Source organism: Microbaculum mangrovi, assembly GCF_051390635.1.
Classification (GTDB): domain Bacteria; phylum Pseudomonadota; class Alphaproteobacteria; order Rhizobiales; family Tepidamorphaceae; genus Microbaculum.
The window spans coordinates 746,478-770,645 of the sequence record NZ_JBPODT010000002.1 but is presented as its reverse complement, the minus strand read 5'-3'; the positions used below and the strand labels follow the sequence as shown (position 1 = coordinate 770,645).

Below are 24,168 nucleotides of genomic sequence, written 5' to 3'. Positions count from 1 at the left end.
CGGGGGTTTCGTCAAACGGGAAGCCGCTGTCCGGTCTCCACGTTGAACAGATGGACGGTGTCGAGATCGGGCATCAGCCTGATCCGCTGGCCCGGCTTCAGGTCGTGGCGCTCCTTGAAGGAGGCAAGCAATTCCTGTCCAGCGATGCGCGTCACCACCAGGGTCTCGGCGCCGGTCGGCTCGACGACCGAGACCTCCACGTCAAGGCCGGAGCCGTTGGCTGTGAGCGTCAGATGCTCGGGTCGGGTGCCGTAGGTGACCGTGGTCCCCGCCTGCGCCGTTACCGAAGCGGGCAGCGGCAGCACCGTGGCATCGTCGACACGGACGACGGGGCGACCATCGAGGCTGTCGACGCGGCCGTTGATGAAGTTCATCGCCGGCGAGCCGATGAAGCCGGCCACGAAGGTGTTGACCGGATGGTCGTAGAGATCGAGCGGCGCGCCGATCTGCTCGACGATGCCATCGCGCATGACGACGATGTGGTCGGCCATGGTCATCGCCTCGATCTGGTCGTGGGTAACGTAGATCGAGGTCGAGTTCAGGCGCTGGTGCAGTTCCTTGATCTCGGTGCGCATCTGAACGCGCAGCTTGGCGTCGAGGTTCGACAGAGGCTCGTCGAACAGGAACACCTGCGGGTCGCGGACGATGGCGCGGCCCATGGCGACGCGCTGGCGCTGGCCGCCGGAGAGCTGGCGGGGATAGCGGTCGAGGTATTCCGTAAGGTTGAGGATCTTTGCGGCTTCCTCGACCTTGTCCCGGATCGTGTCGGCGTCGACCTTCGCCAGGCGAAGCGAGAACGACATGTTCTCCGATACCTTCATGTGCGGATAGAGCGCGTAGTTCTGGAACACCATGGCGATGTCGCGCTCCTTCGGGGGAACGCGGTTGACCACGCGGCCGCTGATCGAGATCTCGCCCGACGTGATCTCCTCGAGACCAGCGATCATGCGCAACAGGGTGGATTTGCCGCATCCGGAAGGACCGACCAGCACCACGAACGCGCCGTCGTCGATATCGATGGAAACGCCGTGTATGACCTCGGTCAGGCCGAATGCCTTGCGCACGTCACGGATGCCGACAGGCGCCATGTCCTTCGTTTCCTCCCCTCGGGCGGTCTTTGCCGCCTTTTTGTTTCTTGGTTCGTTTCCCCTCCGGATCTGCCGCCCGGATCAATCACTCAGCGCATATCGGCGCCTTCTACGTATACTTCTCTGCATTCACTGGCGTCTATTCAAGCCTCTTTTATCGTACAAATGCAAGATGCGATTGCCGTCGGCCATCGCGCATGCACGGGCGAGCGAATACGCCCGCGAACACATTATCTTCGGCGGCGGCCCTTCGTTCAGACCCGACATTTCACAACAAAAAACCGGAGCATCCCGTTTGGAATGCCCCGGTTCGCAGACCGCAGAACCGCGTCGTTCAGTGATTGTCTCGCGCCACGCCCTTCTCGGCGACACGCTGGTACTTCACCGCCGGCTTCAGAACCATGCCCTCGTCGAATTGGGCAACCATGCCGCGCTGGATCTCCTGCCAGGGCGTCTGGTGGTCGGGATAGCGGAAGCCGCCGGTGGCCTCCAGTTCCTTGCGCCGTTCGGCGAGTTCTTCCTCGGAGATCAGGATGTCGGCGGTGCGCTTGTTGAGATCGATGCGCACGCTGTCGCCGGTCCTGAGCAGCGCGAGACCACCGCCGGCGGCTGCCTCCGGGCTGGCGTTCAGGATCGAAGGCGAGCCCGACGTCCCCGACTGGCGACCGTCGCCGACGCAGGGCAGCTCGCGCACGCCCATTTTGATCAGCTCGTCCGGCGGCTGCATGTTCACCACCTCGGCGCCGCCAGGGTAGCCGACGGGCCCGGCGCCGCGGATGAACAGCATGGTGTTCTCGTCGATCTTCAGATCCGGATCGTTGATGCGGTGGTGGTAGTCCTCCGGTCCTTCGAAGACGACCGCCCTGCCCTCGAACGCGTTCGGATCGCCCGGTTTCGACAGGTAGCGCTGCCTGAACGAGTCCGAGATCACGCTTGTCTTCATGATGGCGGAATCGAACAGGTTTCCCTTGAGGTTGAGGAAGCCGGCGTTGCGCACCAGAGCTGTGTCGAAGTTGCGGATGACGTCAGCGTCTCCGGCTTCGCGGCCACGGCAGTTATCGCCGATGGTCCTGCCGTTGACGGTCAGCGCATTCTCGCGAATGAGGCCATGCCGCATCAACTCGCCGATCACCGCCGGCACACCGCCCGCCCGATGGAATTCCTCGCCGAGATACTTGCCGGCAGGCTGCAGGTTGACCAGCAGCGGCACCTCGTAGCCGATCCTCTCCCAGTCGTCGTTGTCGAGGTCGACGCCGATGTGGCGGGCGATCGCGTTGATATGGATCGGCGCGTTGGTCGAGCCGCCGATCGCCGAGTTCGCGACGATGACGTTCTCGAAGGCCTCGCGTGTCATGATGTCGGAGGGCTTCAGGTCCTCCTCGACCATCTGGACGGCGCGGATGCCGGTCTCGTAGGCGATCTGGGCGCGCTCGCGATAGGGGCCGGGAATGGCGGCGCAGCCGGGAAGGCTCATGCCGAGCGCCTCGGCGAGCGAATTCATGGTGGTCGCCGTGCCCATGGTGTTGCAGTGGCCGACGGACGGCGCCGAAGAGGCGACGATGTCCATGAACTCGGCGTAGTCGATCTTGCCGGCGGCATGGTCGGCGCGCGCGTTCCAGACGGCCGTGCCGGAGCCGGTGCGCTCGCCCTTCCACCAACCGTTCAGCATCGGACCGCCCGACAGAACGATCGCGGGAATGTTGACGGTCGCGGCCGCCATCAGGCAGGCCGGCGTGGTCTTGTCGCACCCGGTCGTCAGCACGACGCCGTCGATCGGATAGCCATACAGGAGCTCGACGAGTCCCAGATAGGCGAGATTGCGGTCGAGCGCGGCGGTCGGCCGCTTGCCCGTCTCCTGGATCGGATGCACCGGGAACTCGAAGCAAATCCCGCCGGCCGCGCGGATACCCTCACGGACCCGGTGGGCGAGGTCCAGATGATGCCTATTGCAGGGTGACAGGTCGGACCCGGTCTGGGCGATGCCGATGATCGGCTTGCCGGACTGCAACTCCTCGCGTGTCAGGCCGAAATTGAGATAGCGCTCTAGATAGAGCGCGGTCATTCCCGGGTTGTCCGGGTTGTCAAACCAGAGCTGGCTGCGCAGCAGACCCTTACGAGACACGATAGCATTCCTCCCGACACGTTTTCGGACTTACATAGTCCATTCCACGCCAACTCCCTAGCGCAGCATGGTGCATGCGGCGGTGCCGCGAACACGATGCGTTGAATCTTATGCCGCCGACTGTGTATACGTAAATGTGACGGATCGACCAAAGGCGCGCGCCGCCGGGAGGGGCTGGAATGCTTCTGAAAGGCCGAACGGCTGTCATTACCGGCGCGGCCTCGCCGCGCGGTCTGGGGCTGGCGACGGCGCGCCTGTTCGCCGAAAACGGCGCCAAGGTCGCCGTCCTCGATCTCGACACGGAAATGGTCCGGGACGCCGCCCGCGGCCTCAAAGGGCGTGGGCATTTCGGCATGAAATGCGATGTCGTGAAGATGCGCGACTGCGAAAAGGCCGTGGACCGCGCGCTGAAGCGGTTCGGACATATCGACGTCCTCGTCAACAACGCCGGTGTTACCTCGCCCAAGCGCGTCACGGAGATCGACAAGGCGGAATATGACCGCGTCCTCGACATCAATCTTCGCGGCACCTTCCAGATGTGCCAGGCGGTCATCCCGCACATGCGCGAACGCAAGACCGGCTCGATCGTCAATCTGTCCTCGGTTTCGGCCCAGCGTGGCGGCGGCGTCTTCGGCGGTTCCCATTACTCGGCGTCGAAGGCCGGCGTCCTCGGCCTCACCAAGGCGATCGCCCGCGAACTGGCACCGGACAACATTCGCGTCAACGCCATCTGTCCGTCCTTCATCGACACGGATATTCTGGGCAGCATGCGGACCGACGAGATCATCGAGCGGATCGTCTCCGCGGTGCCGATGGGCCGGGCGGGCACGGCCGCGGAAGTGGCAGGGTGCGCTCTGTTTCTCGCCTCGGATCTGTCGTCCTACGTAACGGGAAGCGAGATCGACGTGAACGGCGGGAGCCATATCCACTGATAACGAAGCGTATATCCGCCACAGCCATCTGAGGCTTCACAACCGCCATGCCGTCGCGCGCACTCAAGAACGTCACCAGCGAAGACCTCAAGGAAAAGGCCCGGCTGATCCGCCGAGAAACCGTGCGGCTCACCGACATCTGCGGCTCGGGTCACTATGGTTCGTCGTTCTCGATGGCCGAACTGGTCGCCGCGCTCTACTACCAGTTCATGCACGTGAGGCCGGACGATCCCAAATGGGACGACCGCGACCGCTTTCTGCTCGGCAAGGGACACGCGGCGATCGGTCTCTATCCCGTCCTCGCCGATCTCGGTTTCTTCCCGCAAAACTGGCTCGATTCCTACACGCGCCTGCACTCTCCTCTCGGCGACCACCCTGACGTCAAGAAGGTGCCCGGAGCGGATTTTTCCTCCGGGTCCATCGGGCACAACCTGTCGGTTTCGGTCGGGATGGCACTCGGGCTGAAACGCAAGGGCTCGCCCGGCCGCGTCATCTGCATGATGGGCGACGGCGAGCAGACCGAGGGACAAATCTGGGAAGCCGCGATTTCCGGCGCTCATTGGGACCTGTCCAATCTGATCGGAATCGTCGATATCAATGGTGCCGGGTCCGACGGTGATCCACAGGCGACGATGGCGACCGAGCCGCTGGTGGACAAGTGGCGCGCCTTCGGATGGGATGTGATTGTGCTAGAGGATGGCCATGACCTCGAACAGGTGCAGGACGCGCTCAACCGGGCGCTGAACGGGCCGGGCGACAAGCCGCGCTGCGTTCTCGCCTATACCGTCGCCGGCAAGGGCGTGTCGTTCATGGAAGGCACATGGCAGTGGCATCTGGGCTTTCTGGGGCCGAAGGATCTCGAGCGGGCCTACGCGGAAATCGAGGCGGGAGATATCGGATGAATGCTCTTCGGCGCGGGTTTGTCGGAGCGATTTTGGCGGGCTGCCTCGCGCTTGTCGCCATGGCAGGCGCGCAGGCCCAGCAGTGCCCCGTCGCCGGCAAGGTCGATGACGGCTACACCCTGCATCTGACTACCGACGAGATGTTCAAGGTCGACAAGATCGTCGACGACGTCACCTATGTCCGCCATCTCGACAATCGCGGCAACACGCTGAACGGGCAGGAACTCTATCGCGGCCTATTTACGCTTGCGACGATCGGCGGCAAGGGCCGCACGATCTATTCCTACGATATCGATCCGGCGTCGTTCTTCCCCATCAGCGCGGAGGGCAACGCCACCGTCGGTGGCATGATGATCCCCGAGAACGGCAAGTCGAGCCGCGTCGAACGCTGGTGGCGGATCAGCGGCGCCGGCACCAAGAGGCTCGATTCCGGCGAGGACCGGGAATTCCTCTGCATCTACAACGTGAAGACCGTCGAGGCGGTGACAAAATGGCCGGACCTGGGCCTTGAGTTCCGGCAGGAAAAGCTGTGGTCCGACACCCTCAACATGGTGCTCTATCTCAAGACCGAGGTCTGGGAAAACGGGGAGCGGACCCGCGTTCGCGTCTACGACGCCGACTGGATCCTGGAGGAGTAGAGGGGACAGCGACTATGGCTGACGAGCCTGCCAAACCGGCAACACCGGCCGTCCCCTACATGACCCGCGAGCTCAAGTCCGGGCTCGACCTCACCGATTCCACCGTTACTGACGAATTTGACGAGCGGTCCTGGGACATGATCGTCTCGCTCGGCCTGTCGCGCCAGCTCACCACCGGCAAGACCCTGGTGGACCTGGCCGATGCGGGCATGGACGACATCGTCGTGTGCACCGCCGATCTCGGCCGGCCGACACAGGTGGAAACCTTCGGGCGCCGCTTTCCCGACCGCTACTTCAATTTCGGCATTGCCGAGCGCAACATGATCGGCGCGGCCGCAGGATTGGCGACGGTCGGCTACCTGCCGGTCATTTCCAATTACTCGTTCTTCCTCGCGCTGATGGGCGTCGAGAATATTCGCAACGACATCTGCTATCCGGGCCTGCCGGTGAAGATGGTCGGCACCCATTCCGGCATCACCATGGGCTTCTACGGCACCTCTCATCATTGCTGCGAGGATATCGGCGCGCTTCGCACGATGGCCGGTCTCAATCTCATGGCCCCCTGCGACGGCACCGCGCTTTCCGCGGCGCTCAAGGGTCTGATCCGCCATCCCGAGCCGATCTATTTCCGGGTCGGGCGCGGCCGCGAGGCGGTCGTCTACGACACGGCATTCGAATTCAGGATCGGCGGCTCCAACACCCTGCGCGAGGGCAGGCACGCCACCGTCTTCGCCATCGGCAATCTGGTGAAGGCCGCCCTCGACGCCGCCGACACCCTCGCGGACGAAGGCATCGAGATTACCGTCGTCGACATGTACTCGATCCGTCCGATCGACCGCGAGGCGATCCGCAAGGCGGCCTCAGAGCACGGCGTCCTGGTCTCCGCGGAAGAGCACAACGTCACCGGCGGGTTCGGCGCGGCGATCGCGGAAGTCGTTGCGGAAGAAGGGCTTGGGGCGAAACTCTACAAGGTCGGCATGCCCGACCAGTACGCCATCCTCGGGCCGCCAACGCATCTCTACGCCCATTACGGCCTCGATGGGCCCGGCGTCGCCAGCACGGTGCGCACCGCGCTCAGGGGCTGAGAGCCCTATCCGAACCGTTTCCTGAGCTCGGCCACCTGTTCGGGCGTCAAAGTCCGCACCGCCATGCCCTGCAGCATCAGGAACAGCTTTGCCGTTTCCTCGAGTTCCTCGGTGGCGCAGGTCGCCGCCTCCAGGCTGGTGCCGGCGACGACGGGCCCGTGATTGGCGAGCAGCACGGCATGGTGCCTCGAGGCGAGCTTGCCGACCGCGTCGGCAAGACCATGGTCGCCGGGCGGAAAGTACGGCACCAGCGGCAATCGCCCCACCCGCATGACGTAATAAGCCGTGATCGGCGGCAGCACGTCTTCCGGATCGATATCGGCGAGCGCGCTGACGGCCACCGAATGGGTCGAATGCAGGTGCACCACGGCCCGAGAGTCAGGGCGCTCGCGGTACATGGCGACGTGCAGGAAGGCTTCCTTGGTCGGCTTGTCGCCGGAAACATGCAGTCCGTTGGCGTCGAGCCGCGACAGGCGCGCGGGATCGAGGTCGCCGAGAGAGGCGTTTGTGGGCGTCATCACCCACGACCCATCCGACAGGCGGACGCTGAGATTTCCGGTCGAACCGAAGGTGAGACCGCGCGTGAACAGGGAGCGACCGGTCGCGACGAGTGCCTCGCGGGCCCGGGCTTCCTCCTTCACCGGACTGCCTTCCGGCAAGCCGATTCCGGAATCGGAAGAGTCGCTTGGGGCGGGTTGCTCATAGTCCGATTCAACCTTTGTCGCGGGTAGGAACGGCAACGTCGCGCAGGTGCAGCTGCACCGTCTCGCGGCCGCCCCAGCGGTCGATCCGCAGGGTGCCTGCGGCATGCAGCGTATCCTGCCGCCCCGACAGAAGCGCGTCGCCAAGCGGGCTGCCGACGGCCCGGAAGGCAATGGCTTTCAGCCGTCCGCCGTCCGGTGACGCGAAGGTACAGCGGACGTGACCCTGCTCTGTCGCATCGGCGAAGGACAGGCGGTGGGCGGGGAAGACGAAGACCGGCTGCGGGTTGCCGGAGCCGTACGGACCGGCATCCTCCAGCGCCTTGAGGAGGTCGACCGTGGCCCCGCCGGCCGTCAGCAAAGCGTCGACTTCGAGTCGGCTGACGTCGGCTTCTCCGACGGATCGCGCCAGGCGCGAATCGAGAAAGGCCGTCAGCGCCTCGACGCGGTCGCGTTCGACGGTGAGACCGGCCGCCATGGCGTGACCGCCACCCTTGATCGCCAGCCCCTCCTCCACCGCCGCGCGGACGGCGGCGCCGATATCGACGCCGGCGATGGACCGGGCCGACCCGGTGCCGGTGCCGTCCGGCCCGAAGGCGATGGCGATCGCGGGCCTGGAAAAACGCTCCTTCAGCCGCGCCGCGACGAGACCGACGACGCCGGGGTGCCAGTCCTCGTGAGAATGCACCAGGGTGAGCGCCTTCGCCTCGGCGTCCGGGTCCGCCTCGACCATGGCCATGGCCTCGGCGACGATCGCCGCCTCGATCTCCTGGCGCTCGCGATTGAGCCGGTCGAGATTGGCGGCGATCGTGGCCGCCTCGTCGGGATCCGTGGACAGCAGGAGGCGCACGCCGAGGGCGGCATCGCCGATGCGCCCGCCGGCATTGATGCGCGGCCCCAGGAGGAAGCCCAGATGGTATGTGTCGGGCGCCTCGCCCAGCCGGGCGGCGTCGGCGAGCGCGCTCAGACCGAGGCTCCTCCGGCTCCGTAGCGCGATCAGGCCCTTGCGAACGTAGGCGCGGTTGAGGCCGACGAGCGGCACCACGTCGGCGACGGTGCCGAGCGCGACGAGATCGAGCCAGGCGAGAAGCTCCGGCTCGCGCCTGCGCGCATACCAGCCGCGCTGACGCAGGACGCGGTTCACCGCGACGAGCGTCAGGAACACGACACCGACCGCGGCGAGATGGCCCTGCCCGCTGAGATCGTCCTGGCGGTTAGGATTGACCACGGAAACCGCCGGGGGCAGGTCGACGCCGATCTGATGATGATCGATCACCACCGTATCGAGGCCGAGCGCCTTCGCGTGCGCCAGCGCCTCGTGGCTGGTGGAACCGCAGTCGACGGTGACCAGCAGGGAGGCGCCGGCGTCCTTCAGGGCGGTGATCGCCGGGGCGTTCGGGCCGTAGCCTTCGGTGATCCGGTCCGGGATGTGGATCGACGGCTGGATACCGTTTTCGCGCAGAAAACGAGCCAATAGGGCCGCCGATGTCGCCCCGTCGACGTCATAGTCGCCGAATATCGCGACTTTTTCGCCTGCCTGCACGGCATCGGCCAACCGTTCGGCGGCCGCATCCATGCCGGCAAGGCTGGACGGATCCGGCAGAAGATCGCGCAGGCTCGGATCGAGATAGGAGTGGAGGTCGTCGGGTCCGACGCCGCGTCCGGCGACGACACGGGCGACGATCTCCGGAATGTCGTGCTGCTGGGCGATCGCCAGCGCGGTCTGATGTTCGGCCCGGCCGAGACGGTCGACCCAGCGCCGCGACGTGGCGGAGCACTCGACGCCGAGGACGGTTCGGGGAGCGTCGGCATCGATTTCGGAAGGCTTCTGCTTCGCCGTCGGTGCGGCCGCGCCGATCACCTCAACCTCCAGAGAATCCGTCGAGTCGTCCCGAGCCTAGTCCGCCCGGCGGGAACCGTCACCTTTCGGAGTAAGCCTCCTCCGCTGGTTCCCGCGAAAGCGGGGACCGCTTTCCGCATCTACGAGACGCAACCCGCTTCCCGCTTTCGCGGGAATGAGCGGATCAACGAACAGGGCTCACCCGAACTTCGACAGCGTGCGATGCTCGGCCTTGATCCAGCGCACGGTCTGCGTGGAAGACCGCATCACCACGGTTTCGGTCGTAATCGATTTCTTGCCGAACCGCACGCCCGACAGCAGATTGCCGTCGGTGACGCCGGTGGCGGCGAACAGGACGTCGCCGCGGGCCATCTCTTCCATCTGGTAGACCCGATTGGGCTTGTCGATGCCCATCTTGCGGGCGCGGGCCCGCTTCTCCTCGGTGTCGAGGATCAGCCGGCCTTCCATCTGGCCGCCGATGCAGCGCAGCGCAGCGGCCGCCAGCACGCCCTCGGGCGCGCCACCGACCCCCATGTAGATGTCGATCCCGGTTTCGTCGGGGTCGGTCGTGTGGATGACGCCGGCGATATCGCCGTCGCCGATCAGCCGGATGCCGGCGCCGCACGCGCGAACGTCCCCGATGATCGCGGCGTGGCGCGGACGGTCGAGGATGCAGGCCGTGATCTCGCCGATGGGTACGCCCTTGGCCTTGGCCAAGGCCGCTATGTTCTCGGCGGGCGACGCGTCGAGGGAGACGACGCCGGCCGGATAGCCCGGCCCGATGGCAATCTTGTCCATGTAGACGTCGGGCGCGTTGAGCAGGCTGCCGCCTTCGGCGAAAGCCACAACGGCGAGCGAGTTCGGCAGATCCTTGGCGCAGATCGTCGTACCCTCGAGCGGATCGAGAGCAATGTCGACGACCGGTCCGGACTTGGTGCCCACTTCTTCGCCGATGTAGAGCATCGGCGCTTCGTCGCGCTCGCCTTCGCCGATCACGACGGTGCCTTGGATCGGCAGGTGGTTCAGCTCACGACGCATGGCGTCGACGGCGGCCTGATCCGCGGCCTTCTCGTCGCCACGTCCGCGCATCCGTGCCGCCGCCACGGCGGCGCGTTCGGTGACGCGAACGATCTCGAGCGTCAGAATGCGGTCGAGCGCACCGCCCATCTCGCCGGCCTTCTTCCCGGCGGTCGTCGCCTTCGTGCCCTTCGGTTTCGCGGCCGTCGATGCGGCGGTCTTCGGATTCGCGGTTTTCGTGGTGGTCTTTGCCATTTCGTCCTTGCCTGCCTAGCGTCCCTCGAACGTCAGGGCATCTCGATGCGGATCATTTGCGGCTGATCTTCGATCTGCCCGTCGTCGATAATCGCTTCGAGTGCCTTCCTGACCTGTATTTCCGTCGTTTCGTGCGTGATCAACACGGCGCGCCGAGCCTTGGTGTCGTGCGCGTCGCGTTTCTCCTTCTGCATGATGCTTTCCAGCGAGATCGACTGCTCGGCCATCCGCTTGGCAATCGCCGCGAAGGCCCCCGGCCTGTCGTAGACGGCAAGCCGGATGTAGTAACCGCCCTCGTGAGCGCGCATTCGAGCCGGCTTATAGTCAACCAGCTCGGTCGCCGGAATACCGAAAACGGACGAGTGAATACCACCGCGGGCGATATCCACGATGTCCCCAGCAACCGCCGAGGCCGTGGCGGTGCTTCCAGCGCCGGGACCAACCAGCATGATCTCGCCGACTTCGTCGCCATCGACCGCCACGGCGTTGAGAACGCCGTGGATTCCCGCCATGGCCGAGGATTTCGGCACCATGGTGGGCGTCACGCGCTGCTCGATACCGGTATCGGTGCGCCGGGCAACGCCGAGCAACTTGATGCGGAAGCCCAGCTCTTCGGCCGCTTCCAGGTCTTCCAGGGTGATCGCGGAGATCCCCTCGAGATGGATCGACTCCGTATCGATCTTCGTGCCGAACGCAAGCGCCGACAGGATCGCGAGCTTGTGCGCCGAATCGTGGCCCTCGACGTCGAAGGTCGGGTCGGCTTCGGCATAGCCGAGCCGCTGCGCCTCGGCGAGGCAGTCGGCAAACGACAGGCCCTCGTCCTCCATCCGCGTCAGGATGTAGTTGCAGGTGCCGTTGAGAATGCCATAGACGCGCGAAACCTTATTACCGGCAACGGCTTCACGCAGTGTCTTGATAATCGGAATCCCGCCCGCGACGGCCGCTTCATAGCCGATCGTGGTGCCGTTCGCCTCGGCAAGCTGGGCAAGATCGACGCCGTGGGCGGCCAGAAGCGCCTTGTTGGCGGTCACGACGGGCTTGCCAGCGGTCAGCGCCGCGCGCACGGCCGCACGGGCCGGATCGCCGTCGCCCCCCATCAGCTCGACGAAACAGTCGACATCCTCGGCTGCCGCCAGCGCGGACGGGTCGTCATACCAGGCGACGCCGGACAGATCGATGCCGCGATCACGGCCGCGATCGCGGGCGCAGACGCCAACGACCTGCACCGGCCTGCCGGCGCGGACAGCGACATGCTCGGCTTTCTGTGAAAGCAGCCGGAAAACCGCCGCGCCGACGGTTCCCAGGCCGGCGAGCCCGATACGCAACGCCTGGCTCATAACCCCTCGTCTTGAAGTCCAGTTGACTGAAATCCGGAAGGAAGCGGCAGCAAGTCAGCCGCGCTGCCCCCCGAGCGCGACGACGTTGTGCATGGTTTCGTCCGCCGTGGCAAGAAAGCGGCGGATATTGCGGGCGGCCTGGCGTATACGTTGCTCGTTCTCGACCAGCGCGATGCGCACGAAGCCCTCTCCGTCCTCGCCGAAGCCGATGCCCGGGGAGACCGCGACTTCCGCCTTCTCCACCAGCAATTTGGCGAACTCGAGCGAACCGACTTCCCGGAATTTCTCGGGGATCGGCGCCCACGCGAACATCGTCGCCTCAGGGACCGGAACCAGCCAGCCGGCACGGCCGAAGGACTCGACCATGACGTCGCGGCGGTGCCTGTAGACGGCGCGAATCTCCTCGATCACGGAATCCGGCCCGTTGAGCGCGGCCGTGGCCGCGACCTGGACCGGGGTGAAGGCGCCGTAGTCGAGATAGGACTTGACCCGGGCAAGCGCCGCCAGGAGGCGCTCGTTGCCAACCGCGAAACCGACCCGCCAGCCCGGCATCGAATAGGTTTTCGACAGCGAGGTGAACTCCACCGTCAGGTCGATCGCACCGGGGATCTCCAGTACCGAGGGGGGCGGCGTGTCGCCGAAATAGATCTCGGCGTAGGCGATGTCGGAGAGGATGAACAGCTCGTGCTTGCGCGCGAAATCGACGACTTCCCTGTAGAAATCGAGATCGGCGCAGTACCCCGTCGGATTGGCGGGGTAGTTCAACACCACGGCGAGCGGCTTCGGCACCGAATGGGCGACGGCGCGATCCATGGCCCGCAGGAAGTCCTCGTCGGGTTTGGCCGGGAGCTGGCGGATGACGCCGCCGGAAATGATGAAGCCGAACTGGTGGATCGGATAGGTCGGGTTGGGGACCAGAACGACGTCGCCCGGCGCGGTGATCGCCTGGGCGATGTTGGCGAAGCCCTCCTTGGAGCCGATCGTGGCGACGACCTGGGTGTCGGGATCGAGCTTCACGCCGAAGCGGCGCTCGTAGTAGCCGGCCTGCGCGCGACGAAGGCCCGGTATCCCCTTCGAGGTGGAATAGCCGTGCGTGTCGGGCCGCGTCACGGTCTCGACCAGCTTGTCGACGATGTGCCTGGGCGTCGGCAGATCGGGATTGCCCATGCCGAGATCGATGATATCGGCGCCGGCGCCGCGGGCGGTCGCCTTCAGCCGGTTGACCTGCTCGAAGACATAGGGCGGCAGTCGCTTGGTCTTGTGAAATTCGCTCATGATGGATCATCCGGGGGCGGTGTCAGCGAAAGCGGTTTGCTGCCTGAACCGGCGTCCGAAGTGCCGGGGGACGTGTCGGTCGACTTTTCGGCGGCTGGCTTCTTGCCGGCCTTATCGCCCTTGTCCTTACTGCCTTTCTTCGGCGGCTCTCCGGTGATTTCGCTCACGGCATCTTTAACATGCGCGCCGCCGTCCGCCTCAAGAGACTTTTCGATCTCCTTCAGCTCCGACTCCGAATGCATCACCGACGGACGGTCCGGCGCATTGTTGATGTTTGGGTACTGGCCGTTCTTCGATTCCGGATGCGCGCTCTCCGGCACCTCGGCGGTCAGCTTCGGCATCGTCGGCGCCAGCCGATCCAGGTCGGGCCCGTTCTCGCAGCCGGTCAGGGCCAGCACCGCGATACCGGCAAGCAGCAGGGGGCCAGCACGCAACCGAGGGCCGGCACGCAGCAGGGGCCCCGCTCGGCCCGCATAGGCTGTTGTTTTCATGACCCGCTTGTCCAAACGTCCCGGCCCGAGGCACCCTCGCCGCCTGGTTCGCTGGCAAACCGACGAGGGATGGTAAATCATGGCTTAACTGATGCGCCCGGGCTGTGGCAATTCGCGGTACAAATCCAATATGTCAAAACGGCGACGCAACGCCTCGTCATGTTAGGATGAATCGCGAACCCCCGGTTCGGAAACAGAGGCCGCGCTACTCATGGACGATACGACGAGAAACCCGGACCAGAGCTTCACGATCCGCGACCCGGAAGCGTTCGCGCAGAACATGGCCCAACTCACCGAGGAAGGCGGCAAAGCGCTGGCCGCCATGTTCGAGGGCAGCGAGAAGGGCGAGGCCAAGCTCATCTTCGCCGAGGAGATGAACCACGCCGCCAAGACGCTGTCGCAGATCGCGGAGAAATGGCTCTCCGATCCGCGCAAGGCGATGGAAGCGCAGAACCGGCTGTGGTCGGGATACCTGAACCTGTGGACGCAGGCACTCCGGCGCATGGCCGGCGAGGATGCCGAGCCGGTGGCGGAGCCGGACCGAAGCGACAAGCGGTTCGCCGCGCCGGAGTGGCATCGGCACCCGATGTTCGACTTCCTCAAGCAGGCCTATCTGCTGACGGCGCGCTGGGCGGAAACGCTCGTGGAGGAAACCCAGGACATCGACGAGCACACGCGTCACAAGGCGCGGTTCTACGTGCGCCAGATCGCCAACGCGATCTCGCCGTCGAACTTCGTGCTGACCAATCCGGAGCTCTTGCAGGAAACGCTCGAGTCCAACGGCGAGAACCTGGTGCGCGGCATGAAGATGCTCGCCGAGGACATCAAGCTGGGCAAGGGCGAGTTGAAGATCCGCCAGTCTGACCCGGCCGGCTTCGAGGTCGGCGGCAACCTGGCGCTCTCGCCCGGAAAGGTGGTGTTCGAGAACGAGCTGATGCAGCTCATCCAGTACGCGCCGGCGACCAAGACGGTCTACAAGCGGCCGTTCCTGATGGTGCCGCCGTGGATCAACAAGTTCTACATCCTCGACCTGAGGCCGGAAAAGTCGCTGTTCCACTGGCTCGTCGAACAGGGCCACACGGTCTTCTGCATCTCCTGGGTCAATCCCGACGGGCGGCTCGCGCGCAAGTCCTTCGAGGAATACATGAAGGAGGGCATCCTCACCGCGCTCGACGTGGTCTGCGATATCACCGGGCAGGACAAGGTCAATGTCGGCGGCTACTGCGTCGGCGGGACACTGCTGGCGGCGACCCTCGCCTACCTGGCCGAGACCGGCGACACCCGCATTGCCAGTGCCACCTTCCTGACCACCCAGGTCGACTTCACCCATGCCGGCGACCTGAAGGTGTTCGTCGACGAGGCCCAGGTCCGCGCGGTCGAGGAGGACATGGCCGATCGCGGCTATCTGGAGGGCCGGCGGATGGCGACCGCCTTCAACCTGCTCAGATCCAACGACCTGATCTGGCCCTACGTGGTCAACAACTACCTGCGCGGGCGCGCGCCCTTCCCGTTCGACCTGCTCTACTGGAACTCCGATTCCACCCACCTGCCGGCGGCGAACCACAGCTTCTACCTGCGCAACTGCTATCTGGAGAACCGGTTGTCGCGCGGCGAGATGGAAATCGCCGGGGTGAAACTCGACCTGAAGAAGGTGAAGATCCCCGTCTACAACCTGGCAACCAAGGAAGACCATATCGCGCCGGCGAAATCGGTGTTTCTCGGCTCGCGCTGCTTCGGCGGTCCGGTACGCTTCGTGCTGGCCGGCTCCGGACACATCGCCGGCGTGGTCAACCCGCCGGACAAGCGAAAGTATCAGTACTGGACCGGCACGAAACCGGCCGGCGAGATCGATACCTGGCTGACGAAGGCGAAGGAGCATCCCGGCTCGTGGTGGCCGGACTGGCAGGCGTGGGTCTCCAAGCTAAGCAAGGAGCAGGTCGCGGCGCGCGCGCCGGGCAACCGGAAGTACAAGCCGATCGAGGACGCCCCCGGCCGCTACGTCAAGGTGAAGAGCTGAACGCAGGCCTCCTCTGAGCGCAGGGCATTTGTGACAGTTTGATGACGACGCTATAGGTTGGCGCGATCCAGTCTTTCGCGCTCGTGCCGTGTCCCTGTCCGTCGCCCTTCTCGTCCTGTTTTCCGCCGTGCTGCACGCCAGCTGGAACGCGATCGTCCGCATCAAGGGCGACCGGCTGGCGGTGGTGACGCTGCTGGCCACCTTCGGGGCGCTGATCGCCCTGCCCGGCGTCGTGCTGCTGCCCTTTCCGCCCGCCGACGCTTGGCCGTGGCTAATCGCCTCGATGCTCCTGCACATCGGCTACAACGTCTTCCTCGCCAACGCCTACCAGCATGGCGAACTCGGCAAGGTCTATCCGCTGGCGCGCGGCACCGCGCCGCTGATCACACTGGTGGCAAGCCTGTTCATCGTCGGCGAAGCGCTGGGGCCGCTGAAGGTCCTCGGCGTCGTCGTGCTGGGCCTCGGCATCATCGCCCTCACCTTCGACCGCGGGATCAGGGTGCTGATGGAGGCGCCGAAGGGCGCGGTCTACGCGCTGACGACCTCTCTGTTCATCGGCGGATACACGATTTCCGACGGCCTCGGCGCGCGGACGGCCGGCGACGCGCTAGCCTATACCGCCTGGCTGTTCGTCCTCGACGGGTTTCCACTGCTGTTCTACGCGATGCTGGCGCGCGGGCGTGGCGTCGGCGCGATGTTCGCCGAGAACTGGAAGGCGGGCCTCCTCGCCGGCGCCCTGTCGATCGTCGCCTACGCCATCGTCATCTGGGCGATGACGGTGGCGCCGATCGCGCTGGTCGCCGCCCTGCGCGAGACCAGCGTCGTCATGGCCGTGGTGATCGGAGTCGTGTTCCTGGGCGAGAAGCTGACCACGGCGCGGATGCTGTCCGTCGCCGTGGTGCTTTCCGGGCTGGTCCTGCTCAGGCTTTGAGACGGCGACGCCGCCGCGTCCTCACGGAAACAGGGGAACCTGCTCCAGGCCGGTCGTCTCCGGCAGTCCCAGCATCAGGTTCAGGTTCTGGATCGCCTGGCCGCTTGCGCCCTTCACCAGGTTGTCGAGTACCGAGATGACGATGGTGCGGCCCGGCTGACGGTCGGCGACAACGCCGATCAGGCAGTGGTTGGAACCGCGCACGTGCCGCGTCGCCGGCGTCTTGCCATAGGGCAGCACGTGAACGAAGGGCTCGTCGGCGAACCGGTCCGCGAGGTGGGCGTGGATCCCGTCGGCCTCGCCCTTCAAGTAGGTCGTCGCCAGAATGCCCCGGTTCTGCGGCAAGAGATGCGGCGTAAAGCTCGCCACCACCGGCCGGCCGGCGGCCTTCGACAGTTCCTGATCGATCTCGCCCATGTGCCGATGCCCGGCGACCGAATAGGCGTGGAAACCCTCGGATACCTCGGTGAAGAGATTGGCTTCCTTCGCCGCCCTGCCCGCGCCGGAGGCACCGGACTTCGCATCAATGACGATCCAGTCCGGATCGGCAAGACCGGCCTTCAGGATCGGGATCAGCGGAATCAGCGCGGTGGCGACATAGCAACCGGTATTGGCAACGATCCGCGCGCCCTTGATCCTGTCGCGATAGAACTCTGGCAGGCCGTAGACGACCTGCTTCTGCAGCTCCGTCTCGGCGTGCTCGTGGCCGTACCACGTCTTGTAGACTTCGGGATCCTCGAGCCGGAAATCGGCCGACAGGTCGACGACCTTGAGCCGCTCCGGCAGGCCGGCGATCACCTTCTGGGTGGTCGCGTGCGGCAGCGCGCAGAACACCGCATCGACGCCCGACCAGTCGACCTCCTCGATCGTGGTCAACGGCGGCAGGTCGAGGATCGCCAGATGCGGGAAGACTTCCGCCATCTCCTGGCCGGCCTTGCGGTCGGCGGTCATGGCGGCGATCTGCAGGGACGGGTGACGCGCGACCAGGCGGACGAGCTCCGCTCCGGTGTAACCGCTGGCGCCGAGGATCGCGACCTTCGTCGTGGTCATGTCTGTCTCCGTTTCCTGCATCGAATTTCAGGCCCACGCTCCGTTCTTGCGGGCCATGAAGCCTAAGACGATGGATTTCTCTGCCGTGAAACAAGAAGGGCGCCCCGAGGGCGCCCTTCCGATAAACCTGCGCTGCCTGCCCCGCGGGTCAGCGCTTCGAGAACTGGAAGCTACGGCGGGCCTTGGCCTTGCCGTACTTCTTACGCTCGACGACACGCGAGTCGCGGGTCAGGAAGCCACCCTTCTTCAGGACGGGCCGCAGCTCCGGCTCGAAGTGGGTCAGGGCCTTGGAAACGCCGTGACGCACCGCGCCGGCCTGACCCGACAGGCCACCGCCCGTCACCGTGCAGACGACGTCGTACTGGTTCTGCCGGTTGGCCGCGACCAGCGGCTGTTGCAGCACCATGCGCAGCACCGGCCGCGCGAAGTACTTCTCGAAATCGCGACCGTTGACCGTGATCACGCCGGAGCCCGGCTTGATCCAGACCCGGGCGATCGCATTCTTCCGCTTGCCGGTGGCATAGGCGCGGCCCTGCGCGTCGAGCTTCTGCTCGTACACCGGGGCCTCGTTCGCCTCGCCCTGTCCCAGGGCGCCGCCGAGCTCCTCGAGCGACTGGAGTTCCTGTTCGCTCATGGTCACTGGCTCCTGACGTTCTTCGAATTGAGGGAGGCCACGTCGAGGGCGACGGGCTGCTGCGCCTCGTGGGGATGGTTCGGGCCGGCATAGACCCGGAGGTTCTTGATCTGCTGACGGCCCAGCGGTCCGCGCGGCAGCATGCGCTCAACGGCCTTCTCGACCACCCGCTCGGGGTGCTTGCCGTCGAGGATCTTGGCCGCGGTGCGCTCCTTGATGCCGCCGGGATAGCCGGTGTGCCAGTAGTAGGTCTTGTTTTCGCGCTTGCGGCCGGTGAGAACCACCTTGTCCGCATTGACGACCACGACGTTGTCGCCGCAATCGACATGCGGGGTGAACGTCGCCTTGTGCTTGCCGCGAAGCCGGGTGGCGATGAGCGCGGCGAGACGGCCGACGACGAGACCGTCGGCGTCGATCACGACCCACTGCTTTTCCACCTCGGCCGGTTTCGCCGAATAGGTCTTCATGAATTCACCTGTCGGATAAAGCGCCCACCGGACCCATGCCGGCAACGCATGCAAAACGACGCCCGTCCGGGGCGCCTCTTTCGGGAAGGCTATGTAACTTTCGGACGGACCGTGGTCAAGTCCTATCTTCTCTGACTACCGGAAAATTCCCTAATGAACACAGCGGCTTATAAATGCGGTAATATAATACCTCACTTACTGTCGGGGATCGAGTAGGTCAGCACCGCGTGCGAGACCATCTCGTCGGAGCCGTCGGAGAAAAGTGCGACTTCACCGACGGCGAGCCGCTTGCCGAGCTTGATGATGGTGCAGTCCGCAAGCATGTCGACGGGAGCGGGCCGTCTCAGGAAATTAATCGACAGGTTGGTGGTCACTGCCAATGCGACCGGGCCGATGTTGGAGAGCAGCGCCACGTACATCGCATAGTCGGCGAGCCCCATCATCGCCGGGCCGGAAATGGTGCCGCCCGGCCGAACGTGCTTGTCGTGAAAGTCCATTCGCACCACGGCACCAAAGGGCCGCACGGATTCGATCCCGTAGGACTTTCCACCGTGCTGCATCTGCGGAAATTCACTGTCGAGAAAGGCTTCGACGTCCCGCGCCGTCATTCGCAGTGGCGTTTCACCGGCGACCGCCATAGGATTGCCCCGCTTTGCTGTCCATGTCGTCCGGCCCCTGCTTTGCCATGCCGGTTGGCACCGCGGCAAGGGCAGGCGGCGCCCGCGCCGTTCAATACGATCGGATTTGAACCAGAAGTACCGGCACAGCCCAGGATCCCGACAAAATGATCGTCCTGCTCCGCAGACTCACTTTCGCGATTGCCACGGTCACCGCCAGTTTCGGCCTGCTATCGCTTGCCGCGCCCCAGCCCGCGAGCGCGCAGAGCCAGCAGCTTCCGCCGCAGGTCCCGCTGACCCCGGAACTCGTGGAAGGCTTCATCGGCAGCTATCCCGAACTGCATGCGCTCGAACAGCAGTTGAAGGAGAAATACGGCCAGGCCGAGGTCGACCCGGAGGATCCGTCGAGCTTCGTTGCCGGATACGCGCAATACGCCGATGCCCGCGCGCAAATGGAAGGCATCATCCAGAACTACGGCATTGCGTCGATCCAGGATTGGGTTCAGGTCGCCTATTCGGTGATGCTCGCCTATTCCTTCGCCGAGCGCGGAGAAGGCGGCGGCAGCGTCGACAGCGAGATGGCCGAGGCGATCGGTCAGATCAAGAACGACAAGTCGATTCCCAGCGAGCAGAAAGAACAGCTCATCGGCATGCTCGAACAGCAGATGGCTCAGATCAGCCAGCTGCGCCCGCCGGCCGGCAATATCGAGGTCGTGTCGCAATACGCCGACCAGATCAAGCAGATCGCCGACTCCGAGTAGCGCGGGTCATGTCGACAGCCGAGACGATCGACAAGGCATCCTCCCGCACCACGGATGCGCCACCGCTGCTTGTCCGCCGCGAGGACGCGGTTACCGTCCTCACCCTCAACCGGCCGGCCGCGCGGAACGCCCTGGCCGAATGCCTGCTCGACGCGCTGACGGCCGCCTTCGCCGACCTGCACGACGACGCGGAGACGAAGACGATCGTCCTGACCGGCGCGCCGCCGGCCTTCTGCGCGGGCCACGACCTGCGCGAAATGACCGAGGCCCGGGCGCAGGCCGACGGCGGGCGGGCCTATTTCGAGACGATCTTCGCCAAGTGCAGCGCCGTCATGCAGGCAATTGTCGCCTGCCCCAAGCCCGTCATCGCCGCGGTCGACGGCATCGCCACGGCGGCGGGTTGCCAGCTCGTGGCGACCTGCGATCTCGCGGTTGCCGGCGCCGGCGCCCGGTTCGCCACGCCCGGCGTCAATATCGGCCTGTTCTGCTCCACGCCGATGGTGGCGCTGACCCGGAACGTGGCGCCGAAGCACGCCATGGAAATGCTGCTGACCGGCGAGATGGCGGACGCGACCCGCGCCGAGGCGATCGGCCTCGTCAACCGCGTCGTGCCCGAGGGCCAGGCCTTCGAGGCGGCGATGACGTTGGCGCGCCTGATCGCCGACAAGTCGCCGCTGACCGTGAAAACCGGCAAGGAAGCCTTCTATCGCCAGCGCGAGATGCCGCTGGCGGACGCCTACGCATATACCGCCCAGGTCATGACCGAGAACATGCTGGCGCGGGATGCGGAGGAAGGCATCGGCGCCTTCCTCGAAAAGCGCAAACCCGTGTGGACCGGGAAATAGTCCGCTCCCCCCCCCTAATGAACTCCGCAGAGCCCATGAATCACGACCGCTATTCCGACGACTACATCCGCGGCATCCTCGATGAGTGCAAGGTCATCGCCATGGTCGGGGCCAGCGCCAACTCCATCCGGCCGAGCTACTTCGCGATGAAGTATCTGCTGGAAAAGGGTTATCGCGTCATTCCCATCAATCCGGGCCAGGCCGGCAAGGAAATCCTGGGCCAGACGGTCTATGCCAGCCTCGCCGACGTCCCCGAGGCGATCGACATGGTCGATATCTTCCGCTCATCGGAGGCGGCCGCCGGCATCGTCGACGAGGCCCTGACGCTCAATCCGCGTCCGAAGGTCGTCTGGATGCAACTTAGCGTACGCAACGACGCGGCCGCGGCGAAGGCCGAGGCCGCCGGGCTGAAGGTCGTCATGAACCGGTGCCCGAAGATCGAGTACGGACGGCTGTCCGGAGAGATCGCCTGGGCCGGCGTCAACCGGGGCATGGTCTCCAGCAAGCGTCCCACTCTGTCCGTGGGAGGAATTCAACGTATGACATTGAAAAAAGATGGGAATCTTTCCTAGCAGGAATGAATTGACGCCCCTGCGGCATCTGTCCAGTATTCAAAGTAGCATCCGCCCGGGGCCGATCCTTTTCCGGCGCGGACAAGTCACCAAGAGGGAAATCCTATGAGCGAAGAACACGTGCCGGGGTTCAACACCCTTTCAATCCATGCGGGCGCCCAGCCCGATCCGACGACCGGCTCGCGGGCGACGCCGATCTACCAGACGACCTCCTTCGTGTTCGAGGACGTGGACCACGCAGCGTCGTTGTTCGGTCTGCAGGCTTTCGGCAACATCTATACCCGCATCGGCAATCCGACCTGCGCCGTGCTGGAAGAACGCATCGCCGCGCTTGAAGGCGGCACCGCCGCGCTCGCGGTGGCTTCGGGCCATGCCGCCCAGGTTCTGGTCATGCACACGCTGCTGCAGCCGGGAGACGAGTTCGTCGCCGGGCGCCAGCTCTACGGGGGCTCGATCAACCAGTTCAACCACTCGTTCAAGAAGTTCGACTGGAACGTGGTGTGGGCCGACTCCACCGACCCGTCCAGCTTCGAGAAGGCGGTGACGCCGAAGACCAAGGCTATCTTCATCGAGTCGGTCGCCAATCCGGGCGGCGTCGTGGTCGACATCGAGGCGATCGCGCAGGTTGCGCGTCGTGCCGGTGTGCCGCTCATCGTCGACAACACGCTGGCGACCCCGTATCTGTGCCGGCCGATCGAGCACGGCGCCGACATCGTCGTGCACTCGGCGACGAAGTTCCTCGGCGGACACGGCAACTCGATCGGCGGCCTGATCGTCGACGGCGGCTCCTTCAACTGGATGCGCGAGGGGCGCTATCCGACGCTTTCGGAGCCCTGCGAGTCCTATCAGGGCATGATCCTGGGCGAGACCTTCGGCAACTTCGCTTTCGCCATCGCCTGCCGCGTGCTCGGCCTGCGCGATCTCGGACCCGCCCTGTCGCCGTTCAACGCGTTCCTGATCCTGACCGGCATCGAGACCCTGTCGCTGCGCATGCAGCGCCACTGCGACAATGCCCAGGCGGTGGCCGAATACCTGTCGAGCCATCCGAAGGTGGCGTGGGTGTCCTACGCCGGCCTGTCGGGCGACCGCTATCACGCGCTTCAGCAGAAGTACTGCCCGAAGGGCGGCGGCGCGGTGTTCACCTTCGGCGTGAAGGGTGGGTACGACGCCGGCGTGAAGGTGGTGTCGAGCACCAAGCTGTTCTCGCATCTGGCCAATATCGGCGACACCCGCAGCCTGATCATCCATCCGGCTTCGACCACGCACCGCCAGCTGTCCGACCAGCAGAAGACGTCGGCGGGCGCCGGAGCGGACGTGATCCGGCTTTCGGTCGGCATCGAGGACAAGGAAGACATCATCGCCGATCTCGACCAGGCCCTCGCCTCGGCCTGACCGGTCATCGACCGAGACGTTTTCAGCCCCTCTGGATATCCTCCAGAGGGGTTTCTTTTACGCTGGCGCCGGGAAGCGGCTGTGGCGCGCCCGCGGGATGGCGCAGGCCGTAATAGTGCACGGTGGCCATCGCCAGAACGATCATGGCGCCGGCCTGATGGGCGAGCGCGATGAGAATGGGCACGCCCATCAGCAGCGTCGCGATGCCCAGACCGGCCTGCCCGAAGGTGAACCCCGCCAGATAGACCGCGCGCGCCGGCGCCGGCCCCTCGCCCGCCGACCCGAACGTGTCGATGGCGTGGAGGAAGGTCACCAGCATCAGCAGATACGCCAGCATGCGGTGGTCGAACTGCACGGTGGTGATGTTCTCGAAGACGTTCAGCCAGGCCGGCGCCTGCATCCACAGACCATCGGGGATGAACCGGCCGTCCATCAGCGGCCAGGTCCGATAGGTCAGCCCCGCGTCGAGGCCGGCGACAAGGGCGCCGAGCACGATCTGCAGCAGCACGAGGACGACGATCAATCCGGCGGTCGTTCGCAGGCGGCCCCGACTGACCGCCTCCGCCGGGCGATCGCGCAGGCTTTCGGCAACCCAGATCAGATAGGCGAAGATCGCCGAGGCGAGCACCAGGTGGGCCGCCAGCCGGTACTGGCTGACCGAGACGCGCTCGACGAGACCGCTCGTCACCATGTACCAGCCGAGCGCGCCCTGCAGGCCGCCGAGCGCGAAGGCGCCGACGAGCCAGGGCACCAGTCGCCGCTCCACCCGTCTCGTTGCCAGCAGCCAGACGAATGGCACGAAGAAAGCGACGCCGATCAGACGGCCGAACTGACGGTGCGCCCACTCCCACCAGTAGATGGTCTTGAACTCGTCGAGGCTCATGCCCTTGTTGACTTTTTCGTATTGCGGGATCTGCCGGTACTTCTCGAAGGCATCGAGCCAGTCGGACTGGCTCATCGGCGGCACCGCGCCGGTGACGGGCTTCCACTCGGTGATCGACAGGCCGGACTCGGTGAGCCGCGTCGCGCCACCGACCATCACCATGGCGAGAACCAGAAACGCCATGAACCACAGCCAGTAGCGGATGAAGGGACGCGCCGCGATCTGCCGGGGGGTAGCGGCCTCGCCCGCCGCGATGTCGGAATTCGCCATGGTTCAAATCACCGGTTGGTTCTCTTCGCCGTTGGGCCTAGTTAGA

23 protein-coding genes are annotated in these 24,168 nt (G+C 65.3%); 10 read left to right on the top strand and 13 right to left on the bottom strand.

Going from position 1 to position 24,168, the window contains the following annotated elements:
* Positions 1-11: 11 nt before the first annotated feature.
* Both ACSF9G_RS10070 and ACSF9G_RS10065 read right to left on the bottom strand, forming a co-directional pair.
* On the bottom strand, positions 12-1,088 hold the full coding sequence (locus ACSF9G_RS10070; protein ID WP_436641099.1) for an ABC transporter ATP-binding protein: 1,077 nt from the start codon (positions 1,086-1,088) through the stop codon (positions 12-14).
* 334 nt (positions 1,089-1,422) lie between these two features.
* Entirely contained in the window at positions 1,423-3,210 is a 1,788-nt protein-coding gene (locus ACSF9G_RS10065; protein WP_436641097.1) for an IlvD/Edd family dehydratase, read from the bottom strand.
* Positions 3,211-3,389: 179 nt separating this feature from the next.
* Here ACSF9G_RS10065 and ACSF9G_RS10060 point away from each other — a divergent pair, with 179 nt between their 5' ends.
* The 4 genes from ACSF9G_RS10060 to ACSF9G_RS10045 are packed head-to-tail and all read left to right on the top strand — an operon-like array spanning position 3,390 to position 6,767.
* A complete protein-coding gene (locus tag ACSF9G_RS10060; protein ID WP_436641095.1) occupies positions 3,390-4,142 on the top strand; it encodes an SDR family NAD(P)-dependent oxidoreductase in 753 nt (250 codons plus the stop codon).
* 47 nt (positions 4,143-4,189) lie between these two features.
* A complete protein-coding gene (locus ACSF9G_RS10055; RefSeq protein WP_436641093.1) occupies positions 4,190-5,044 on the top strand; it encodes a transketolase in 855 nt (284 codons plus the stop codon).
* Positions 5,041-5,682, top strand: a complete 642-nt coding sequence (locus tag ACSF9G_RS10050) for a hypothetical protein (RefSeq protein WP_436641091.1) — start codon at positions 5,041-5,043, stop codon at positions 5,680-5,682. The genes ACSF9G_RS10055 and ACSF9G_RS10050 overlap by 4 nt, the downstream gene beginning before the upstream one ends.
* 14 nt (positions 5,683-5,696) lie before the next feature.
* Positions 5,697-6,767, top strand: a complete 1,071-nt coding sequence (locus ACSF9G_RS10045) for a transketolase family protein (RefSeq protein WP_436641089.1) — start codon at positions 5,697-5,699, stop codon at positions 6,765-6,767.
* Between the two features lie 5 nt (positions 6,768-6,772).
* Here ACSF9G_RS10045 and otnC read toward each other — a convergent pair whose 3' ends face one another.
* The 6 genes from otnC to ACSF9G_RS10015 form a co-directional block, all read right to left on the bottom strand.
* On the bottom strand, positions 6,773-7,408 hold the full coding sequence (otnC, locus tag ACSF9G_RS10040) for a 3-oxo-tetronate 4-phosphate decarboxylase (RefSeq protein WP_436641087.1): 636 nt from the start codon (positions 7,406-7,408) through the stop codon (positions 6,773-6,775).
* A 70-nt stretch (positions 7,409-7,478) separates the two neighbouring features.
* Positions 7,479-9,329, bottom strand: coding sequence for a single-stranded-DNA-specific exonuclease RecJ (recJ, locus tag ACSF9G_RS10035; RefSeq protein ID WP_436641085.1), 1,851 nt, complete (start codon positions 9,327-9,329; stop codon positions 7,479-7,481).
* A 177-nt stretch (positions 9,330-9,506) separates the two neighbouring features.
* A complete protein-coding gene (gene glpX / locus ACSF9G_RS10030) occupies positions 9,507-10,475 on the bottom strand; it encodes a class II fructose-bisphosphatase (RefSeq protein WP_436642106.1) in 969 nt (322 codons plus the stop codon).
* 137 nt (positions 10,476-10,612) lie between these two features.
* Complete coding sequence (locus ACSF9G_RS10025) at positions 10,613-11,917, bottom strand: homoserine dehydrogenase (protein ID WP_436641083.1); 1,305 nt, start codon at positions 11,915-11,917, stop codon at positions 10,613-10,615.
* Between the two features lie 54 nt (positions 11,918-11,971).
* Positions 11,972-13,192 carry an LL-diaminopimelate aminotransferase gene (locus tag ACSF9G_RS10020; protein WP_436641081.1) on the bottom strand — a complete coding sequence of 407 codons (1,221 nt, stop codon included), beginning with the start codon at positions 13,190-13,192 and terminating at the stop codon, positions 11,972-11,974.
* Positions 13,189-13,683 carry a hypothetical protein gene (locus tag ACSF9G_RS10015; protein WP_436641079.1) on the bottom strand — a complete coding sequence of 165 codons (495 nt, stop codon included), beginning with the start codon at positions 13,681-13,683 and terminating at the stop codon, positions 13,189-13,191. Before ACSF9G_RS10015 ends, ACSF9G_RS10020 begins: the two co-directional genes overlap by 4 nt.
* 211 nt (positions 13,684-13,894) lie before the next feature.
* Between ACSF9G_RS10015 and phaC the strand changes: the two genes are divergently transcribed.
* Positions 13,895-15,700, top strand: coding sequence for a class I poly(R)-hydroxyalkanoic acid synthase (gene phaC, locus ACSF9G_RS10010; protein WP_436641077.1), 1,806 nt, complete (start codon positions 13,895-13,897; stop codon positions 15,698-15,700).
* 88 nt (positions 15,701-15,788) lie between these two features.
* Entirely contained in the window at positions 15,789-16,631 is an 843-nt protein-coding gene (locus ACSF9G_RS10005; protein WP_436641075.1) for an EamA family transporter, read from the top strand.
* 21 nt (positions 16,632-16,652) lie between these two features.
* Here ACSF9G_RS10005 and argC read toward each other — a convergent pair whose 3' ends face one another.
* From argC to ACSF9G_RS09985, 4 genes are all read right to left on the bottom strand, one after another.
* Positions 16,653-17,681, bottom strand: a complete 1,029-nt coding sequence (argC, locus tag ACSF9G_RS10000; RefSeq protein ID WP_436641073.1) for an N-acetyl-gamma-glutamyl-phosphate reductase — start codon at positions 17,679-17,681, stop codon at positions 16,653-16,655.
* Between the two features lie 148 nt (positions 17,682-17,829).
* Positions 17,830-18,315 (bottom strand): 30S ribosomal protein S9, encoded by a 486-nt coding sequence (gene rpsI / locus ACSF9G_RS09995; RefSeq protein ID WP_436641071.1) that lies wholly within the window; start codon positions 18,313-18,315, stop codon positions 17,830-17,832.
* A gap of 2 nt (positions 18,316-18,317) precedes the next feature.
* Entirely contained in the window at positions 18,318-18,782 is a 465-nt protein-coding gene (gene rplM / locus ACSF9G_RS09990) for a 50S ribosomal protein L13 (protein ID WP_436641069.1), read from the bottom strand.
* 191 nt (positions 18,783-18,973) lie between these two features.
* Positions 18,974-19,390, bottom strand: a complete 417-nt coding sequence (locus ACSF9G_RS09985) for a PaaI family thioesterase (protein WP_436641067.1) — start codon at positions 19,388-19,390, stop codon at positions 18,974-18,976.
* A 176-nt stretch (positions 19,391-19,566) separates the two neighbouring features.
* Between ACSF9G_RS09985 and ACSF9G_RS09980 the strand changes: the two genes are divergently transcribed.
* From ACSF9G_RS09980 to ACSF9G_RS09965, 4 genes are all read left to right on the top strand, one after another.
* Positions 19,567-20,160 (top strand): hypothetical protein, encoded by a 594-nt coding sequence (locus ACSF9G_RS09980; protein ID WP_436641065.1) that lies wholly within the window; start codon positions 19,567-19,569, stop codon positions 20,158-20,160.
* A gap of 8 nt (positions 20,161-20,168) precedes the next feature.
* Complete coding sequence (locus ACSF9G_RS09975; RefSeq protein ID WP_436641063.1) at positions 20,169-21,005, top strand: enoyl-CoA hydratase; 837 nt, start codon at positions 20,169-20,171, stop codon at positions 21,003-21,005.
* A 35-nt stretch (positions 21,006-21,040) separates the two neighbouring features.
* A complete protein-coding gene (locus ACSF9G_RS09970) occupies positions 21,041-21,577 on the top strand; it encodes a CoA-binding protein (protein ID WP_436641061.1) in 537 nt (178 codons plus the stop codon).
* A gap of 105 nt (positions 21,578-21,682) precedes the next feature.
* On the top strand, positions 21,683-22,969 hold the full coding sequence (locus ACSF9G_RS09965; protein ID WP_436641059.1) for an O-acetylhomoserine aminocarboxypropyltransferase: 1,287 nt from the start codon (positions 21,683-21,685) through the stop codon (positions 22,967-22,969).
* A gap of 22 nt (positions 22,970-22,991) precedes the next feature.
* On the opposite strand, the gene ACSF9G_RS09960 is transcribed toward ACSF9G_RS09965, so the two are convergent.
* Positions 22,992-24,122 (bottom strand): COX15/CtaA family protein, encoded by a 1,131-nt coding sequence (locus tag ACSF9G_RS09960; RefSeq protein WP_436641057.1) that lies wholly within the window; start codon positions 24,120-24,122, stop codon positions 22,992-22,994.
* Between the last annotated feature and the right edge of the window lie 46 nt (positions 24,123-24,168).

Bases quoted from the DNA above. Each gene is read 5' to 3' on its own strand.
- ACSF9G_RS10070 (WP_436641099.1), bottom strand. From the start codon at position 1,088: ATGGCGCCTGTCGGCATCCGTGACGTGCGCAAGGCATTCGGCCTGACC.
- ACSF9G_RS10060 (WP_436641095.1), top strand. From the start codon at position 3,390: ATGCTTCTGAAAGGCCGAACGGCTGTCATTACCGGCGCGGCCTCGCCG.
- ACSF9G_RS10055 (WP_436641093.1), top strand. From the start codon at position 4,190: ATGCCGTCGCGCGCACTCAAGAACGTCACCAGCGAAGACCTCAAGGAA.
- ACSF9G_RS10050 (WP_436641091.1), top strand. From the start codon at position 5,041: ATGAATGCTCTTCGGCGCGGGTTTGTCGGAGCGATTTTGGCGGGCTGC.
- ACSF9G_RS10045 (WP_436641089.1), top strand. From the start codon at position 5,697: ATGGCTGACGAGCCTGCCAAACCGGCAACACCGGCCGTCCCCTACATG.
- glpX (WP_436642106.1), bottom strand. From the start codon at position 10,475: ATGGGCGGTGCGCTCGACCGCATTCTGACGCTCGAGATCGTTCGCGTC.
- ACSF9G_RS10025 (WP_436641083.1), bottom strand. From the start codon at position 11,917: ATGAGCCAGGCGTTGCGTATCGGGCTCGCCGGCCTGGGAACCGTCGGC.
- ACSF9G_RS10020 (WP_436641081.1), bottom strand. From the start codon at position 13,192: ATGAGCGAATTTCACAAGACCAAGCGACTGCCGCCCTATGTCTTCGAG.
- ACSF9G_RS10015 (WP_436641079.1), bottom strand. From the start codon at position 13,683: ATGAAAACAACAGCCTATGCGGGCCGAGCGGGGCCCCTGCTGCGTGCC.
- phaC (WP_436641077.1), top strand. From the start codon at position 13,895: ATGGACGATACGACGAGAAACCCGGACCAGAGCTTCACGATCCGCGAC.
- argC (WP_436641073.1), bottom strand. From the start codon at position 17,681: ATGACCACGACGAAGGTCGCGATCCTCGGCGCCAGCGGTTACACCGGA.
- rpsI (WP_436641071.1), bottom strand. From the start codon at position 18,315: ATGAGCGAACAGGAACTCCAGTCGCTCGAGGAGCTCGGCGGCGCCCTG.
- rplM (WP_436641069.1), bottom strand. From the start codon at position 18,782: ATGAAGACCTATTCGGCGAAACCGGCCGAGGTGGAAAAGCAGTGGGTC.
- ACSF9G_RS09985 (WP_436641067.1), bottom strand. From the start codon at position 19,390: ATGACGGCGCGGGACGTCGAAGCCTTTCTCGACAGTGAATTTCCGCAG.
- ACSF9G_RS09980 (WP_436641065.1), top strand. From the start codon at position 19,567: ATGATCGTCCTGCTCCGCAGACTCACTTTCGCGATTGCCACGGTCACC.
- ACSF9G_RS09975 (WP_436641063.1), top strand. From the start codon at position 20,169: ATGTCGACAGCCGAGACGATCGACAAGGCATCCTCCCGCACCACGGAT.
- ACSF9G_RS09970 (WP_436641061.1), top strand. From the start codon at position 21,041: ATGAATCACGACCGCTATTCCGACGACTACATCCGCGGCATCCTCGAT.
- ACSF9G_RS09965 (WP_436641059.1), top strand. From the start codon at position 21,683: ATGAGCGAAGAACACGTGCCGGGGTTCAACACCCTTTCAATCCATGCG.
- ACSF9G_RS09960 (WP_436641057.1), bottom strand. From the start codon at position 24,122: ATGGCGAATTCCGACATCGCGGCGGGCGAGGCCGCTACCCCCCGGCAG.